Source organism: Actinoalloteichus sp. GBA129-24, assembly GCF_001941645.1.
Lineage (GTDB): Bacteria > Actinomycetota > Actinomycetes > Mycobacteriales > Pseudonocardiaceae > Actinoalloteichus_A > Actinoalloteichus_A fjordicus.
In genome coordinates, this window is sequence record NZ_CP016077.1 from 1,414,224 (window position 1) to 1,432,384 (window position 18,161).

Below are 18,161 nucleotides of genomic sequence, written 5' to 3' on the forward strand. Positions count from 1 at the left end.
ATGACGCCTGGCGGAGCTGATCCACCCGCCAGGCCTGGTTCTGGGCGAGACGGTTCGGCCGAGGCGTGGCCGGGCCGTCCGCCCATGCCCGCCGCCGACGAAGTGAGACGCCGTTCACAGCCGAACCACGGAGAGTCTGGCGGCGCCACGCCTTCCGACCCTCGCGGTTACGCTGGTGAGACCATGGCTTACCTCGACCACGCGGCCACCACTCCGATGCGGCGATCGGCCGTTCTCGCGATGACCGAGGCGTTGACCGTGCTGGGCAACGCGTCCTCGTTGCATGCGTCCGGACGACGTGCCAGACGGCGAGTGGAGGAGTGCCGGGAGCGGCTCGCCGCCGCCCTCGGCGCCCGCCCTTCGGAGATCATCCTCACCGCCAGCGGCACCGAGAGCGACAACCTGGCCGTCAAGGGGATCTACTGGGCGCGGCGTGATCAGGATGCCCGCCGCCGCCGGGTGCTCGCCTCGCCGACCGAACATCATGCGGTGCTGGACGCCGTGCAGTGGCTGGCCGATCACGAGGGCGCCGAGGTCGACTGGCTCCCCGTCGACGAGACGGGTCGCGTCGAGCCTGCCGCGCTGCGCGCCGCGATCGGCTCGGAGCCCGAGACCGTCGCCCTCGTCACGGTGATGTGGGCGAACAACGAGGTCGGCACGATCAACCCGATCGAGCAGCTCGCCGAGATCGCGGCCGAGTACGACGTCCCGCTGCACACCGACGCCGTGCAGGCGGTCGGGATGCTGCCGGTCGACTTCGGCGCCAGCGGTGCCGGCGCGTTGACACTCACCGGGCACAAGCTCGGCGGGCCGATCGGTGTCGGAGCGCTTCTGCTGCGCCGAGACGTCTCCTGCACCCCCTTACTCCACGGCGGCGGGCAGGAACGCGACGTCCGCTCCGGAACGCTGGACGTGCCCGCCGTGATCGCGCTGAGCGCGGCGGTCGAGGAGTCGGCGGCGCAGCAGACGGAGACGGCGGCCCGGATCACCGGACTGCGGGACGAACTCGTCACCAGGGTCCTCGACGCCGTGCCCGACGCGGTGGTCAACGGGGCCGCAGGCGTGCGGACGGCCGCCGGGGCGCCGTCGGCGGCGGCGCTGCCGGGCATCGCGCACTTCACCTTCCCCGGCTGCGAGGGCGACGGCCTGCTGATGCTGCTGGACGCCAAGGGGATCGAGTGCTCGACCGGCTCGGCCTGCACCGCAGGCGTCGCGGAGGCGAGTCACGTGCTGCTCGCGATGGGTGCGGATCGTGCGGCGGCCAGGGGGTCGCTGCGCTTCTCGCTCGGGCACGCCTCCACGCTCGACGACGTCCTGGAACTCGGCGCGGTGATCGGCTCGGTGGTCGACAGGGCGAGGGGCAGCGGTGCGCTCCGGCGGCGCAGGCCCGAGGGGGGCCGCGGCGACTCGCCTGCTTCGGCGGGCGCCCCGGCAGGCAACGGGAGACCGGCGGGCAACGGCAGTGCCGTCGGCTCGACCGATTCCACAGACTCGACTTATTCGGCACGTACCGTGTCGGCGGAGGTGTGAGGTGGCGCGGATACTCGCGGCGATGAGCGGCGGCGTCGACTCCGCCGTGGCGGCGGCCAGGGCGGTCGAGGCGGGACACGACGTCGTCGGCGTACATCTGGCGTTGTCGGCGAAGCCGGGGACGCTGCGGACCGGCTCACGCGGCTGCTGCACCATCGAGGACGCGCACGACGCGCGCCGCGCGGCCGACCTGCTGGGCATCCCGTTCTACGTCTGGGACTTCGCCGAGCGGTTCACCGAGGACGTCATCGAGGACTTCGTCGCCGAGTACGCGGCAGGTCGCACGCCGAACCCGTGCATGCGATGCAACGAGCGCATCAAGTTCGAGGCACTGCTGGAGAAGGCGCTCGGACTCGGCTTCGACGCCGTGTGCACCGGGCACTACGCACGGCTCGCCGTCGACGACGACGGCCGGGTGGAGCTGCGGCGCGCGGTGGACGCGGACAAGGATCAGTCCTATGTGCTCGCCTCGCTCACCGGCGACCAGCTTCGGCACGCGATGTTCCCGGTCGGCGACACGCCCAAGTCGGAGATCCGCGCCGAGGCGGAGCGGCGCGGCCTGACGGTGGCCAAGAAGCCCGACAGCCATGACATCTGTTTCATCCCCGACGGCGACACGCGCCGGTTCCTCGACTCGCGGATCGGCTCGACCGACGGGGCACTGGTCGATGACGAGACGGGCGAGGTGCTCGGCACGCACGGCGGGGTGCACGGCTTCACCGTCGGTCAGCGCAAGGGCCTCGGCCTGCGCACGCCTGCGTCGGACGGCCGCGCTCGGTACGTGCTGTCGGTCGAGCCGGTCTCGCGCACCGTGCGGGTCGGCGCCGCCGAGCGGCTGGAGGTCCGGGAGATCATCACCGACGCGCCGGTCTGGCCGGGCGGACGCCCCGAGGGCGGCCCCGCCGAGTGCGTGGTGCAGATCCGGGCCCACGGTGGCACGGCCTCGGCCGTCGTCGACCAAGAGGGCGATGCGCTGCGGCTGCGGCTGAACGAGGGTGTGCGCGGCGTGGCGCCGGGCCAGGTCGCCGTCCTGTACCGCCCGGACGCCGACTCGGGTGATCTGGTGCTCGGCGCCGCCCGGATCAGTTCCACGCGCTGAATCGAAGACGGCACAAGCGGAGTCGGAGCGGACCACCGGCGGTGGTCGCGTCCGGCTGCGCTGCCGCTCGGGTCGGGTTTCGCGGGCAGGTTCGGCCGCGCCCGATCGCCCGCCCTCGGGTTCGCGGGCCGAAGACGCCGCCGGACGGGGAACGCCGAGGTCGAGAGTGGCCCGGCGTTCCGTCGCGATCTCGCCGTCGGGTGGCGCCGCGCGGAACGGCATCCCCGACTCGTCGCCGTGTGTGCTTGTTTATCCCTCTTATCGAGTGAACGGCTGCCTGAGTGAGCGGCGCTAAGCCGTCTGTCTCTTGATGGGAAAATGCTCCATTGAATCCTCACTTAGGGTGTAATTCCCACGGCGGGGCAATCATTTCCGACACCTTCAGGTAATACGGCCATTTGGGTGTCGAGCCCGCTGTTAGAGTCTTGTCTGTGATCGATTTCGAACACGATCGGCCGAAGACCCTGTCGGACCTGGCCGATCTGCTCACTCCTTGGGCAATTCGGGTGGCCGTCACGCTGCGGCTTCCCGAACTCGTCGACCAGGGCGTCACCACCGTGAGCGAGTTGGCGGCGCGGGTCTCTGCGGACGAGGTGGCGTTGGCCCGGCTGCTCCGTCTGCTCGTGTGCCGCGGTGTGTTCGTGGAATCGGCCGCAGGCGATCTCGCGCTCACCGAGGTCGCTCGCGAGATGATGGGCGGGGCCGCACGAAAGTGGCTCGACCTGGACGGCGCGGGTGGGCGGATGGAGACGGCCTACTCCGGTCTGCTGGAGTCGATCCGCACCGGTGAGGCCGCCTATCCGAAGACTTTCGGCTGTTCCGTGTGGCGTGACTTCGAATCGAGTCCTGCGCTGTCGGAGTCGTTCGGCTCCTATCTCGCCGAACTGGCAGGCGAGTGGGGTCAGGAGCTGGCGGAACGGCATGACTGGTCCGGCGTGTCGAAGGTCGTCGACGTCGGCGGCGGCGACGGGACGCTGATCAGCACGTTGCTGCGGATCCATCCCACGATGCGCGGCGTGCTCGTCGATCTGCCCGCCACCGCGCTGGCCGCGCGGCAGCGACTCGCGGCGGCCGGGCTCGTCGATCGCTGCACGGTGGTCGAGGGCAGCTTCTTCGAACGGCTGCCCGACGGCGGTGACCTGTACGTCCTCGCGCAGGTCCTGCACGACTGGCCGGACGCCGAGGCGGTCGCCATCCTGCGTCGCTGTGCCGAGGCGGCGGGCCGGGGCGGCAGGCTGCTGGTGGTCGAGCGGATCAGGTCGGACGAGTCGCCGAGCCGGGCGGCCGACGCCGCGTTCGCCGCGATGGACCTCCGTATGCTGCTGCTCTTCGGCAGTCTGGAGCGGTCTGCCGATCAGTTCGCGCGGCTCGCCGCCGAGGCAGGGCTGAGCCTGCGGTCCCGAGGGGACGTCGGAGAGCTGGGGCTGCTCGAATTCGTCGTCGATCCCGTGACCGCCGAGCGCGACGAGGCGAGGCGACTGTCGGTGGCGGCAGGCCGGACCTGATCTTCCTGCTCTCGCCGCGCCGCGCCGTGGTCTGCTGACGTCCTGGTCGCCACTGGAGCTGCCGCCGTCGAACCGGCGGGACGTCACCTGGCCGTATTCGACGGCGAAATCTGCTCGATCCGAGAAATCGTGTCGGATCGGCTGCCGTGCCGATCCTGAAATCAGCATGACGATTATTCAAGACTCGATCGACTCGGTCGGGTCACCGTGTGGCGAGATCGGATGATCGTGACGATAGACGACAGACCGGCGGACTGGGAGGCCCTGTCCACCTGGATTGCCGAACTGATCGACGGCGCGGCCGACGACGTGGTGTGGATTCACGGCGATGAGAACGTGACCAGGGGCGATCTGATCGCCCGGGTCGAGGAATTCACGGATCTCTTTCAGCGGGACGGAATCGGCCCCGGCACTACGGTGGCCCTGCGCATCGGGCCCAGTTGCACGTTGTTCTACGTTCTGTTCGGGCTCTGGCGCTGCGGCGCCCAGGTCCTGTTGGTCGATTCACGCGCCAAACCCGCCGAGGTCGATCGCCTGTTCCGTCGGTACGAACCGCAGTTCGAACTGCACTCGGACACCGCAGGCGAGATTAGGGCGGTGTTCCGGGCGACCCGCGAGGTGCTGACCCGATCGACCGGCGGCGGTCGGCCTGCGCAGGGGCCGCACTGTCTGGTGCAGAGCAGTTCCGGGTCCACCGGACGACCCAAGATCATCGGCAGGACCGCGGCGTCGCTCCAGACCGAGCTGGACCGCATCGCCCTGCTGGCAGGCGCGCCCGCTGCGGGCGAACGAGTCCTGTTGCTCGGATCGATGTCGCACTCCTTCGGGCTGATCGTCGGGGTGCTGCACTCGCTGCGGGTGAACGCGACGCTCGTGCTCACCTTCAGCGTCCGACCGCGCGAGCTGCTGGATCTGGCCGCCCGGCAGGACGTCGCGATGATCCTCGGCGTCCCCACCCACTTCGAACTCCTCGCCTCGGTGTTCGACCCGCCCCCGCTGCCGAGCCTGCGGGGTGCGGTGTGCGCGGGCGACGTGCTCGATCGCGGCGTCTTCGATCTGGTCGAGCGCAGGCTCGGCATCCGGCTGGGTCAGGTCTACGGAATGACCGAGGTCGGCGTCATCGCCGCCGACCTGACCGGGCGGCTCGGCCCGCAGGCCGTCGGTGTCCCGCTGCCGGGGATCACGGTGCGCTGCTCGGGCGGCGAGTTGTTCATCGCCATCGACGAGACCCCCTATGTGCGGTCCGACGGCATCGTGCGGGTCGTCGACGGCTGGCTGCGCACCTTCGACCGCGCCGATCAGGACGCCGAGACGGGCGCGCTGCGCATCCTCGGCCGGACCGACTCGGTGATCGCCATCGGCGGACTCAAGGTCGACCTGACCGAGATCGAGGCGGTTCTGCACGAGCACGAGCAGGTCAACGAGGCCGTCGTGACCTACCACGAGGTGATCGAGGCTCACGTCGGCGTCTCGGGCGTGTTGAGCACGGCGGACCTGTTGTCCTGGTGCCGAGAGCGCCTGAGCCACGTGAAGGTGCCCAAACGCGTGCACCTCGGTCCGGCGCTGCCGCGCACCGCCACCGGAAAGCTCATTCGTGACCGTGACCTGCTGCATGCCGCCCGCCCCAGGGTCGTTGACTGAACCGACAGGAGAAGTGAGTGAAGACAGAGGTACGTGACTTCGTCGTCGAGGTGCTGCGTGACGTGCTGCACCTGGAGATCGGGCAGGACGTCACCGACGACACTCCGCTGGAACTGGAGTCCTTGTTCCTGGTCGAGCTGGTCGTGCAGGCCGAGGCGCGGTTCGGCGTCGGGCTGGACGACGAGGAGTTCTATCAGGACCCGCCCGGCACCATCGGCGCCCTCGTCCAGTTCATCGTCGACCGGCGCTCGGCGGCGCAGCCTTCCGGGGCCGTCACGTGATCAGCATGGAGGTCCTGCGTGCACTGCTGACGGAGGCGGGCGTGCCCGGTGCGACGGAGGACGTCGACGCGAACGCCCACGAGCTGGTGCTCGACTCGTTCTCGCTGGTCTGGTTCCTATACGTGCTGGAGGAACGGCACGGAGTCTGGATCGATCCGCGCGATGAGGAGCTGACCGAGTTCACCTCCGTCGCGGGGCTGCACGAGTACCTCAACCGGGCCGGGCGATCAGTCTCGGAGGCACGGAGTGTCTGGTGAGAAGGTCGTGGTGACCGGCTTAGGCGTCTTCACCGCCTTCGGGTTCGGTCTCGATGCGCTGCTGGGCGGCGTCTTCGCCGGTCGAGCCGCCTTCGGCCCCGTCCGGCGGTTCGACGTCAGTCGGTCTCGAGCGAGCCACGCCGCGATCTACCCGGCGGACGGGCCGGACTCGACGCGACTCGCGGCGTGGTCGGGCGGCTCCCCCGGACAGCGGTCCGTGGTGCTCGCCTGTGCACGGGACGCCCTGGCCGGTGCGGGTCTGCAGGGTCCGCTGGATGCCGCGTTGCTGCTCGGAACGGCAGGCGACGACGTCGCACACACCGACTTCTGGTCCGGCTTCGACAAGGCCGAGGCCCGGGCCTCGCAGGAGACCGCCACCTGCCCTTGGGACACCGACGGCGAGACGACCGACGAGGGCGGCGCCCTCGGCCTGTCCGACTGCGTGCCCGCGCATCTCGCCGAGGACGTCGCCCGCCGCCTGGGCCTGACCGGGCCGACCCGTGCCTTCGTCAACGCCTGCGTCGCGTCGACCAATGCGATCGTCCACGGCGCTGCCCTGATCCGCAGCGGTCGAGCCCACACCGTGGTCTGCGGCGGCGCCTCCCTCGTCGGCCCGCACGCCTTCCGGAACTTCGACGCCGCCAAGGCCCTGACGAAAGCTCCTCGGATGCACCCCTTCTCCACGGACCGCGCCGGTCTGCTGCTGGGAGACGGCGCCGCCATGCTCGTGCTGGAGTCCGAGACCAGGGCTCGACGTCGGGGCGCGGAGCCGTTGGGACGCCTGGAGGGCTGGGGGATGTCCGCCGACGCGCATCATCTGGTCCGGCCCGATCCGACCGGGGGAGGGGCGGCGGCCTCAGCGGCCTCGGCGTTGTGTCTCGCAGGCGTCGGCCCCGAACAGGTCGACTATGTCAACGCCCACGGCACCGCGACCCGGTCCAACGACGTTGCGGAGACGGCCGCCCTGCATCGAGTGCTGGGATCACACGCCTCCTCGGTCCCGGTCAGCTCCACCAAGGGCAGCACGGGTCACCTGCTGGAGGCCACCGGAGCGGTCGAGCTGGTCATCGCGCTGCTGGCGTTGCGGGAGGGCATGGTGCCGCCGACCGTGGGCTACGGCGATCCCGATCCGGCGTGCGACCTGGACTACGTGCCGGAGGGACCCCGCCGGATCGCGCTTCGCCGGGTGCTCACGGTGAACTCGGCGGTCGGCGGGCTGAACACCGCGATCCTGGTGGGCAGGCCGTGACCGCCGCGACGGGCTCCGGTCCCGCCAGCTCCGCACCGGTCACCGATGCGCCTGTCCCGCAGGGAGTTCTCGAGGTCGTCGAGGCCGCCTGCCTGCTGCCCTGGGGGGCGGCCGCCGCCGGTCTGCCCGGTGCGGCCGAACGGGCGCTGCCGCCGTTGCCCGGCTTCGCGATGTCCCGGTTCTCCCCGCTGGTGGCCGAGACCGCCCGGCGGCTCCTCAGGGCGGCGGCTGCTCGGGCGCCGATCGACGGCGGTGCCACCGGGATCGTGCTCGCCACCTTGTTCGGCGACTCGACCACCGTCGACCAGCACACCCGCCGCCAGCTTCGCGGCCTGCCGCATAATCCGTTGTTCTTCTACGAGTCGGTGCACAGCGCGGGCGTCGGCATGGTCGGCATCGAACACGGCATCAGCGGCCCGGTCTCCTGTCTCTCGCTGCGCCGCGATTTCACCGCGGAGGCGCTGGCGAGTGCCGATCTGCAGCTGGACGACGACGGAGTCGAACAGGTTCTGCTGATCGGCGTCGAGTTGGCGCCGACCGAGCGCACGCGCGCCGTCCACCGGCAGTGGGCGGCTGCGGACCGAGGTGAATCGCTGCCTGCGGACGATGTCGGCGTCGCGTTGCTGCTCCGTCGACCACGCGATCACGATGCCGTGGTCACCGACGGTGCCGTTCCCGACGACGAGCAGGCCACCGCTCTTCCCGGCCGTCGGCCCCGTCCGGCGGGGAACACCACCGGCCTGCTGCCCGCACCCGGCGACTCGGAGCGCGAGCTGCTGGGACACCTCGCCGGGCTCGTCGCCGTCTGCTCGGCCCTGGACCGGGTCCGTGCCTCGGATCTCACCGGCTCGCTGCTGGTGAGATCCACGTCCGATTTCCGTCCTCACTCGTGACCAGCAGGGAGTGCCACCGTGTCCGCAGCGACGGGTAGCGATGCGATGACCCCACAGCGGCAGGCCGCTGGGGCTCCGGAGCGGCAGGCCGCTGGGGCTCCACAGCGGCGAGCCGCTGGAACGCCGGAGCGGCGAGCCGCTGGAACTCCACAGCGGCAGGCAGCAGGCGGGACGCCGATCGTCTCGGCGGACGACCTGATCGACGATCCCGTCGACGGTGTGTCCGGGGCCTTCGGCGCCGCGATCACCAGGCGAATACTGGAGCATCGCGGTTCGACGACGGCACTTCTGACGGAGCTTTCGGGCGCGACCATCTCGCTACGGCTGCTGGAGCAGCGGATCGTCGATCGGTTGCTGGTGCCCGCCGACGTCGCCTCGGTGCTGCGTGCCACCGCCGAACGGGCCGAGGTGATCCTGCGCCGCTCCGCCCTGTTCGACGTGGGGGAGCGGTTGCTCTCGCTGAACTGCACCGTCGCGCCGGTCGGTCTGCCGGAGGACGTGGCGACGGCGCTGACCAGTGCGCAGACTCCGATCGGGATCGGGCTTGACGGTCTGGGCCTCGCCCAACGACGCGAGTTCAGGGCGCGTGGTCGCACGCGCTGGCCCGGCCGGGCCACAGGACGCTGTGCCTTCCGTGAGTACCTGATCCTGCTGGACGACCAGCCCGTGTTGTTCGTGCACGAGGCTTTCAACCCGGCGCTGTTCCCGGTCGACGAGGTGCCGGTGGGCCCGACGCCCGCCTTTCTGCAGTCCGGGCCCGCAGGCCTGGTGCTCGGCCCGGCGGATGGTCGATCGGCATGACTGACGCGATCGACCCGCCCCAGTCCGTCGGTGCGACATCGCGGGCCGCACCACCCGCCGACGCGGCGCATCCTGCCTCGGCTCTCGGCTGCCTGACCAGACAGGACGGTTCGTCACTCGATGCATCGGCGGCCGAAGCAGGAACGCCTGCCGAGCAGGCGCTTCCCCTCACCGTCGCCCAGAACGAGATCTGGCTGGCACAGCGACTGAATCCCGCCGATCCGGCCTACAACACCGGCGGATGTCTGGAGATCCCCGGTCGGCTGCGTCTCGCGGAGTTCGTGACGGCGCTGCGGACGGCGGTGCGTGAGACGGAGTGCCTGCGGGTCCGTTTCACCGAGCAGGACGGCGAGATCCGACAGATGGTCGGCGACGCGGACGAGCTCGACCGCGTCGTGCGGGAGTGGCTGGTGATCAGGGACGTCAGCGGCGAGCCGCTACGTGGTCCCAGCGGCGAGCCGCGATACGGCTCCAGCGGCGAGCCCGATCCGGCGGCCACGGCGGTGCGGTGGATGCACGAGGACCTGGCGGTGCCGCGTGATCCGCTGCGCGACCGGCTGTTCGGGTTCGCGGTGTTCATCCTGTCCGCCGATCGGGTGCTCTGGTACCAGAACGTGCATCACCTGCTGCTCGACGGCTACAGCAGCGCCCTGCTGCTGCGGCGGGTCGCCTCGGTGTACTCGGCCTTGGTCGCGGGCACGCCGCTGCCCGCGACGCCGTTCGGACCGCTGGCCGCCCTGCTCGCCGAGGAGACCGCCTACCGAGGCTCCGCTGCGGCGGGGCGCGATCACGAGTTCTGGACGGATCGGCTTGCCAAGGCCGCCGAGACGGGCGGCGAGGCCGTCGTCTTCGGCGCCGCGCGGCGCGGACGCGGCGCGGAGGGGGTCGCTCCCGGTGCTTCCGCGGTGGTGCCGCATCGCGCGACGGGTCCGCGCTCGTCGGACGGGGCGACGCCGGAGCGCATCCTGCCCTCGGCGGTCGTCGTCGAAGCCGGTGCGGGGGAGGCCGCCGTCATCCCCCTTCAGCCTGCGCCGCAGGTGCCCGGGACATCCCGGGGATCGGTCTCCCTGCCAGGGTCGACCCTGCCCGGATCGAACCCGATCACCGACTTCCCGCTGTTCGCACCCGTCGTCCCGTTCACCGTGCCTGCCGACACCGTGCCCGTCGTGCCGACCTCGACGGCGTCGGTCTCCACGGCGTCGGTCCCGGTCGACGCCGAGGAGACCGATCGGAGCGAACGGGCACCGTCCGACTCGTGCTCGTCGGCCCAGCACCGCACCTCGGTCCTTGCCGGACCTCCGCCCATCACCCCGCCCGCCCTCCCGGCGGCGTCGGCAGCCTGCTCCGCGCTGCCGGATTCCGCGTCACGGAGCCGATGGCGGCTGCGGTGGTCTCCCGAGGACACCGCCCGGTTGTCGGCGGCGGCGCGTCGATCCGGCACCGGGTGGAGCGTGTTCCTGCTCTCCGCACTCGCGGGCTTCCTGACGCCGCCGAACGGTCCGCAGGAGGTGACGCTCGGCCTGGCCGTCAAGGGCCGTACCGGCGGTCTGGCCCTGAGCGTGCCGGGCATGACGGCCGACATCCTGCCGCTGCGGATTCCGATGCCGCCGTGGCAGACCCCCGCCGAACTCATCCGCCAGGTGGCCGCCGAGGCCAGGGACGTGGTGCTGCATCAGCGGCTTCCGCAACGCGAGCTGCGGGCGATGCGTGATTCCGCCGACCATCGACCGCTCTACGGCGTGACGGTGAACATCAACCGGGTCGGCAGGCCGCTCCGTTTCGCCGGTGAAGTCGCGAGCCTGCATCAGTTCGAGTCCGGCGGGCGCCAGGCAGGCCTGAGCATCGACGTCCACGACGGCCCCGACGGCGGCATCGACATCGATCTTCTCGGTGACCCCGGCCACGGTGCCGAACCGGACCTCGCCGCGCTGGGCCGTCGGCTGGCGGACTACCTGGCCGAGTTCGTCGCTCTCGACGCCGCCCGGCCGATCGCGGCGATTCCTCGGGTCCGGGACGATGAGCGAACGACGCTGCTGCGCTGGGGCGCGGGCAGCCCGCCTCCGCCGGAGCGAACCCTTGCCGCGCTGTTCGCCGAGCAGACCGCCGCCACGCCCGCCGCGCCCGCCGTCGTCTTCGAGAATCGGGAATGGAGCTACACCGAGCTGAGCGCGCGAGTCAACCGACTCGCCAGGCTGCTGGTGTCCCGAGGCGTCGGACCGGAACGAGTCGTGGCTGTCGCGCTGCCTCGCACGCCCGACTCGGTGGTCGCGACGCTCGCGGTGATCGTGGCGGGCGGTGCCTTCCTGCCGATCGACGGCGAGCTGCCCCCCGATCGAATCCGCACCATGTTGTCCGATGCGAGGCCGATGCTGCTGATCACCGATCAGGCGGGCGCCACCGCTCGGCGCGACGACGTGGACCGAAGCTGGACGCTGCTCGATCAGGACTCGGCCGAAGTGCGGTCCGAGCTTGCGGCGCTGACCGCCGAGCCGCTGGAGGACGCCGACCGCCTCGCGCCGTCGGCCCCGGCCGATGCCGCCTATCTGATCTACACCTCGGGCTCGACCGGCGTCCCCAAGGGCGTCGTCGTCGAGCATCGAGGCCTCGCCGCGCTCGCCGCCACCCGGCGCATCGGCTGGACGGTGGAGCCGGGGGATCGGGTCCTGCGGTTCGCCTCGCCGGGATTCGACGCCGCCGTCTGGGAGCTGCTCCAGGCGATCACCAACGGCGCCGCACTGGTCTGCGCGCCCGCGCACCGGCTGCGGCCGGGACCGGAACTGACCCGGCTCCTCGCCGAGCAGCGCGTCACCCACGTGGTGCTGTCGCCGTCGACGGTGGCGGCGCTGCCTCCCGACGGCCTCGCCGACGTCCGGACGCTGGTGGTCGGCGGTGAGGCGTGTCCGCCGGACCTGGTACGGCAGTGGGCAGGCACTCGCGTGCTGATCAACGCCTACGGCCCGACCGAGGTCACGGTGTGCGCGACGATGAGCGATCCGCTGGCCGAGACGGACCGGCCTGCGGTGGGCCGCCCCGTGCCGGGAATGCGAGTGCTGGTCCTGGACGCCTCGCTGCGGCTGGTGCCGCCGGGAACGGTGGGCGAGGTGTATCTCGCTGGCCCCGGCGTGGCCAGGGGCTATCTGAACCAGCCCTCGTTGACGTCGCTGCGCTTCCTGCCCGATCCGTTCGGCCCGGTCGGCGCCCGGATGTACCGGACCGGTGACCTGGCCTGTTGGGATGCCGACGGCAGGCTGCACGTGACGGGGCGGACGGACTCGCAGGTCAAGATCCGGGGCGTCCGCATCGAACTCGGTGAGATCGAGTCGGTGCTCGTCGACCATCCCGAGGTCGCCTCGGCCGCCGTCGTCGTCCGCGAGGACCATCCCGGCGATCCCCGGCTGCACGCCTACCTGCGGCCGGTGGCGGGGGCGTCGCCCACCTCGGACGCCGTGCGCGAACACTGTGCCAGGACGCTGCCCCGACATCTGGTGCCCTGGCGCTGCGAATTCCTCGTTGACCTGCCGCGCACCACCTCGGGGAAGGTCGATCGACGTGCACTGGCCGCCAGGAGCCTGCCCGCCGAGCCGGTCTCGACGCGATTCGTCCCGCCACGCGGCGGGCTGGAGAAGCGGGTCGCCTCGGTGTGGCGGGAGGTGCTCGGCCGCTCGATGATCGGCTCGCAGGACAACTTCTTCGACCTCGGCGGGCACTCGCTGTCGATGACCCGACTGCACACGGCCCTCGTCGACCTCGTAGGCCGTGACATCCCGCTCGCCGATCTGTACGCGCATCCGACGGTGGCCGAGCAGGCCCGACTCCTTGCCGACGGGGCGGAGTCCGCCCCGGGGCACTCGACCCCGAGGCAAGCGGCGCCGTGGGACGGGCGAGGGCGGCCCACGAGCCCGGCAGGCCCGGCGGCCCGGGCAGGCGCGGAGTCGGCGCCCGGTCCGGAGCCGGGGCCGGGGGCGGGTTTCGCGGGCTTCATGGCGGTCTGCCCGGAGTCGGAGCCGGTTGCAGACGGCGCGGAGCCTGCTGCGGCCGCGGAGTGCGAGGTGGCGGCTGGCCAGGAGTCTGATGTGGCGGCCCGCCCGGAATCCGATGTGGCGGCCCGCCCGGAATCCGATGTGGCGGCCCGCCCGGAATCCGATGTGGCGGCCCGCCCGGAATCCGATGTGGCGGCCCGCCGCCGTCACACCATCGCCGCGAGGAACTCGGTCAGGACACGAAGAGGAGCACCGCACGATGGCTGATGGTTTCGCAGGCGCTCGCGAATGGGACGTCGCGATCATCGGGATGGCGGGCCGGTTCCCCGGCGCGCAGGACCTGGACGAGTTCTGGGCGAATCTCGTCGCGGGCCGCGAGGCCGTGCGCCCGATCAGCGACGAGGAGTTCCTCGCCGCCGGGGGCGATCCGGCGCTGCTGACCGACGACACCCATGTCCGGGTCGCGCTGTCCATGCCGGACGCCGATCGCTTCGACGCCGAGTTCTTCGGCTTCCTGCCCACCGACGCGGCGATGCTCGATCCGCAGCAGCGCGTCTTCCTGGAGACCTGCCAGCACGCCTTGGAGGACGCAGGCCACGACCCGGACCGCCCGGCAGGCCCGATCGGCGTCTACGCCGGCTCCAGCCAGAACGAGTACTACCTGTCGCATGTCTACCCGCGTTACGGCGGCGAGTTCTCGATGACCAGCATGGTGGCCAAGGTCGCCAACCTGCCCGACACGCTGGCGAACCGCGTCTCCTACGCGCTGAACCTGACCGGGCCCGCCTTCGCCGTGCAGACGGCGTGCTCCACCTCGCTCGTCGCCGTCCACCTCGCCTGCCAGGACCTGCTGAACCTTCAGTGCGACACGGCGCTGGCGGGCGGCGTCACCGTGATCCCCGACAAGCTGGGCTATCGGTACGTCGAGCAGGGCGCCTACTCGCCGGACGGCCGATGCAGACCGTTCGACCGGGATGCCGCGGGCTTCATCGGCGGCGACGGCGTCGGCGTCGTGGTGCTGCGGCGCCTGACCGACGCGCTCGCCGACGGCGACCACATCCGCGCCGTGATCAAGGGCACCGCGATCAACAACGATGGTTCCGGCAAGGCGAGCTTCACCGCGCCGAGTCGGGCGGGCCAGACCGCCGCGATCCTGGCCGCGCAGGCGAACGCCGAGATCGACGCCGCCGACATCGGCTATGTGGAGGCGCACGGCACCGGCACGTTCGTCGGCGACCCCATCGAGGTCGCCGCGCTGAGCGAGGCCTTCCGACGGGGCACCGATCGCCGAGGCTTCTGTGCGCTGGGCTCGGTGAAGGCCAACGTCGGTCACCTGGACGCCGCCGCCGGAGTCACCGGGCTGATCAAGACGGTGCTCACGCTGGAGCACGGCCTGATCCCGCCGCATCCGAACTTCACCCAGCCCAACCCGACGATCGACTTCGAGAGCAGTCCCTTCCACGTCAACACCGAGCCGATCGACTGGCCGGGCACCGGGCCGCGCCGGGCGGCCGTCAGCTCCTTCGGCGTCGGCGGCACGAACGCGCATGTCATCCTGGAACAAGCCCCGCCGAGCAGCACGGGCGAGGCGGCTCCGGAATGGACGGTGCTACCCCTGTCGGCCCGGACCCGAGGCGATCTGGAGCGGATGAGCGCCGACCTCGCGGACCATCTGGCCGCCCGGCCCGGACTCGACGTCCACGACGTCGGGCACACCCTGCGCGTCGGCAGGCGTGCCCTGCCCTACCGGCGGACGGTGGTGTGTCACGACCGGGACAGCGCGGTCCATCGCCTCCGACTGCCCCTCGCACCGCAGCTCGCCCCGGCAGGCGCCCGCCCCGTCGTCCTGCTCTTCGGCGGCGGCGGCGCCCAGTACGACGGGATGGGACGAGAGCTCTACGAGACGCAGCCGGTCTTCCGCGCCGAGTTGGACCGCTGTGCGGAGATCCTGCGGCCGGTGCTCGACCGGGATCTCCGCGCCGTACTCCACCGAGGCGAGCGGGGCCTCGTGCCCGGCGTGCTGGCCGGGCTGCTGAGCACCCAGTACGCGGTCGCGCGGCTGCTCATGGCCGCCGGCATCACCCCGACCGCCCTGCTCGGACACTCGCTCGGCGAGTACACCGCCGCGTGCCTGAGCGGGGTGATCTCGCTGGAGGACGTCCTGCCGCTGATGGTGGAGCGCGAACGACTGATCAGGCGGGCGGGCGGCGCCACCCTCAGCGTGTTCCTCGGCGAGGCGGAGCTGACGCCGTATCTCACCGAGCGACTGTCGTTGGCGGCGATCAACGCGCCACAGGTCTGCTCGGTGTCCGGTCCCGCCGAGGACGTCGCCGATCTGCGCGCCAGGCTCGACCTGGCGGGCGTCGGGAATCGGCGGCTCGACGTGGCGGGCGCCGCGCACTCCTGGCTGCTCGACGCGATCCTGCCCGACTACGAGGCGGCATTGGGCCGGGTGACGCTGGGCGCCCCGACCGTGCCGTACGTCTCCAACGTGACGGGCGAGTGGATCACCGAGGAGCAGGCGACCGACGTGGGCTACTGGCTCGGCCACCTGCGCGGCACGGTGCGCTTCGCCGACGGTCTGGCCACGTTGGCCGGGCAGGACGACCCGATCCTGATCGAGGTCGGCCCCGGCCGAGGGCTGGGCAGGCTGGCCACGGAGTGCCTCGGATCGGAGACGGTCGTCGTCCAGGCCGCGAAGAGCCGCGAGGAGGAGCGCCCGGACTCGGCCGTGCTGCTGGGCGCACTCGGACGACTGTGGACCGAGGGAGTGGCGGTCGACTGGGCGGGCGTGCTGCCGCCTGGCAGGCGAGTCCCCCTCACCCGCTACCCGTTCGCACGGCGACGACACTGGCTGGACCGGGTCGTCCGTCACGCGACGGGCGAGGCCCTGACCGGCGATTCGGTGGATGCGCCCCTCGCGGCACCGGATCGCCGGGACGGGTCGAACGGCACCGGCGCCTCCGCCGCCGTGGATCGAGCGGAGCGCCGGACGACGGTGAACGGCTCGGCGAAGGACGGGAACGGCCGGGACCTCGGCGATCTACGGCCGACCTCCGATCCTCGGGACGGCGGAGTGGCTGGGAACGACTCGGGAATGCCGTGCGCGCTCGGCCGCAGCAGTCTCCAGCCGCGTCCGATGCTGACCACGCCGTTCCGCGAGCCCGCCACCGAGCTGGAACGAGCGGTGGCCGAATGCTGGCGAACGGTGCTCGGCATCGACCAGATCGGCGTCGACGACGGCTTCTTCGAGCTCGGCGGCGACTCGCTGCTGGTGCTGCGGATGGCGTCTTCGGTCCGCGACCGGCTCGGGGTGCGGTTGGTGGTGCGCATGGTGTTCGACCTGCCGACGGTCGCCGGGGTGATCGCGGCCATCGCGGCGGCCGAGCAGCCGTTGCCGAGCCGAGACTGAGTGAGCCGGTGCGTGCGCGGGCCGAGTACGGGCGGATCGAGTACGGAGCAGCTGCGTGCGAGGGCCGGGCCGAGAACGAATGAGGTGTTCAGACGATGACCGACTTCTTCGCCGACCCGGCGTCGCGGGTCCGGGTGCTGGTGGACGACGAGGGCAGGCATGCGCTCTGGCCGGTCCGCGCGCCGACGCCGCCGGGCTGGCTGGTCAGCATGGCGGAGGGTACCCCGGCCGAGTGCCGCGATCATGTGATCGCGCACTGGCCGGGACCGGTGTTCGGCGTCGACGACCCGGCCGACACGGCCGGGCCGGTCTAGGCCTTCCTGGACGAAGGCGCCCGTCCACCCCGCTGGAGAGGACGGGGCGGATCGGTGACGCCTGCGCCCCGCTAGCGTCGGGCCGACCGGCCCGTCGAGGCGAGATGTCGGGTGAGGTCGCTCGTCAGCTCCGACTCCTGATCGACCAGGTAGAAGTGCCCGCCGACGAACGTGCGGTGCGCGAACATAGCGGTGGTGACCTCCGCCCAGTCCACGACCCTGTCGATCGGCGCCAGCGCGTCGTCCGATGCGGCGTAGGCCACGACCGGGGTGGACAGCGGTCGGCCTCGCGTGGGGCGATAGGTGGTCAACACGTTCCAGTCGGCGCGCAGCGCGGGCAGCATCAACTCCAACAGGGTCGGATCGAGGTCGGCCAGCTGCGGCCCCCCGATGGCCCGGATCTCGGCGAGCATCGTCCGGTCGTCCTGCGGCGCGAAGGGCCGGGCGTCGTGATGCAGCGGTGCGGGGTATCCGGACACGAACAACACGAGGGCGGGCGTGCCGAGCTGTTCCAGCCGCACGGCGACCTCGTAGGCCACGGCGGCGCCCATGCTGTGACCGAACAGGGCGATCGGCTCCGTCCGGAACGGCGCCATCGCGGCGACGATCGGCTCGACGAGATCGTCCATCCGCTCGGCGCCGGGCTCACCGAGCCGGTCCTGTCTGCCGGGATAGCGGACGGCGAGCATCTCGACGTCTCGGGAAAGGCCCTGCGGCCAGCCTCGGAAAGCACTGGCGGCGCCGCCCGCATGCGCGAAACAGAAAAGCCGGACGCGGGGCGCGGTGATCGGCAGGAAACGGCGGAACCACAATACCTCCGCCGGTACAACGGGAATGGTCACGAAGAAACCTCATGGTCTCGGCTGATTGACGGCCGGACTATAGCGACCATTCGGCGCTAGTTCGGGTGGACGGCAATTTTCTACTCGAAAGTGCGATCAATGCCGGGATCGATGCCTGCGAGCCGGACTGCTTAGCGCCGGTCGCTGATCGGCGCTGGAGTCGTGAGCGGGGCCAACGTGGAGGAACCGCCCGGCGGCAGGAGGCAGCCACGGTGGGGGCATGGCGACCGACGACGCCGCGGATCGCCGTGCGGGCCCGCGCAGCAGGAACGCAGGGATCAGCGACGCGCAGCGCTGCGGCGTCGAATGAGCGGTCTCGCCTGCCGCGCGACGAGTCGCCGCCGACTCGTGCCGCGC

Annotated in this window: 13 protein-coding genes; 12 read left to right on the forward strand and 1 reads right to left on the reverse strand. The window is 71.5% G+C overall.

What is annotated here, in order from left to right; all coding sequences use genetic code 11:
- The first annotated feature begins 183 nt into the window (after window positions 1–183).
- The 12 genes from UA75_RS06500 to UA75_RS06555 all read left to right on the forward strand — a co-directional run bounded on the left by UA75_RS06500 (window position 184) and on the right by UA75_RS06555 (window position 16,962).
- Window positions 184–1,530, forward strand: a complete 1,347-nt coding sequence (locus UA75_RS06500; RefSeq protein WP_083682974.1) for a cysteine desulfurase family protein — start codon at window positions 184–186, stop codon at window positions 1,528–1,530.
- A gap of 1 nt (window position 1,531) precedes the next feature.
- Complete coding sequence (mnmA, locus tag UA75_RS06505; protein WP_257787501.1) at window positions 1,532–2,629, forward strand: tRNA 2-thiouridine(34) synthase MnmA; 1,098 nt, start codon at window positions 1,532–1,534, stop codon at window positions 2,627–2,629.
- 431 nt (window positions 2,630–3,060) lie between these two features.
- Entirely contained in the window at window positions 3,061–4,134 is a 1,074-nt protein-coding gene (locus UA75_RS06510) for a methyltransferase (protein WP_083682975.1), read from the forward strand.
- A 222-nt stretch (window positions 4,135–4,356) separates the two neighbouring features.
- The gene (locus UA75_RS06515; protein WP_083682976.1) at window positions 4,357–5,775 is read left to right on the forward strand and encodes a class I adenylate-forming enzyme family protein; all 1,419 of its coding nucleotides are present in this window, start codon (window positions 4,357–4,359) and stop codon (window positions 5,773–5,775) included.
- Window positions 5,776–5,792: 17 nt separating this feature from the next.
- Entirely contained in the window at window positions 5,793–6,056 is a 264-nt protein-coding gene (locus UA75_RS06520) for an acyl carrier protein (RefSeq protein ID WP_075739489.1), read from the forward strand.
- A gap of 5 nt (window positions 6,057–6,061) precedes the next feature.
- Window positions 6,062–6,313 carry a hypothetical protein gene (locus tag UA75_RS06525; RefSeq protein WP_075743481.1) on the forward strand — a complete coding sequence of 84 codons (252 nt, stop codon included), beginning with the start codon at window positions 6,062–6,064 and terminating at the stop codon, window positions 6,311–6,313.
- Window positions 6,303–7,562 (forward strand): beta-ketoacyl-[acyl-carrier-protein] synthase family protein, encoded by a 1,260-nt coding sequence (locus UA75_RS06530; RefSeq protein WP_075739490.1) that lies wholly within the window; start codon window positions 6,303–6,305, stop codon window positions 7,560–7,562. Before UA75_RS06525 ends, UA75_RS06530 begins: the two co-directional genes overlap by 11 nt.
- Window positions 7,559–8,455 carry a hypothetical protein gene (locus UA75_RS06535; RefSeq protein ID WP_075739491.1) on the forward strand — a complete coding sequence of 299 codons (897 nt, stop codon included), beginning with the start codon at window positions 7,559–7,561 and terminating at the stop codon, window positions 8,453–8,455. Before UA75_RS06530 ends, UA75_RS06535 begins: the two co-directional genes overlap by 4 nt.
- 18 nt (window positions 8,456–8,473) lie before the next feature.
- On the forward strand, window positions 8,474–9,256 hold the full coding sequence (locus UA75_RS06540) for a hypothetical protein (protein ID WP_157434029.1): 783 nt from the start codon (window positions 8,474–8,476) through the stop codon (window positions 9,254–9,256).
- A complete protein-coding gene (locus UA75_RS06545; RefSeq protein ID WP_075739493.1) occupies window positions 9,253–13,503 on the forward strand; it encodes a non-ribosomal peptide synthetase in 4,251 nt (1,416 codons plus the stop codon). The genes UA75_RS06540 and UA75_RS06545 overlap by 4 nt, the downstream gene beginning before the upstream one ends.
- Complete coding sequence (locus UA75_RS06550; RefSeq protein WP_075739494.1) at window positions 13,496–16,648, forward strand: type I polyketide synthase; 3,153 nt, start codon at window positions 13,496–13,498, stop codon at window positions 16,646–16,648. Before UA75_RS06545 ends, UA75_RS06550 begins: the two co-directional genes overlap by 8 nt.
- Window positions 16,649–16,743: 95 nt before the next feature.
- Complete coding sequence (locus UA75_RS06555) at window positions 16,744–16,962, forward strand: MbtH family NRPS accessory protein (protein WP_075739495.1); 219 nt, start codon at window positions 16,744–16,746, stop codon at window positions 16,960–16,962.
- 71 nt (window positions 16,963–17,033) lie between these two features.
- On the opposite strand, the gene UA75_RS06560 is transcribed toward UA75_RS06555, so the two are convergent.
- Window positions 17,034–17,804, reverse strand: coding sequence for a thioesterase II family protein (locus tag UA75_RS06560; protein WP_083682979.1), 771 nt, complete (start codon window positions 17,802–17,804; stop codon window positions 17,034–17,036).
- Window positions 17,805–18,161 lie beyond the last annotated feature (357 nt).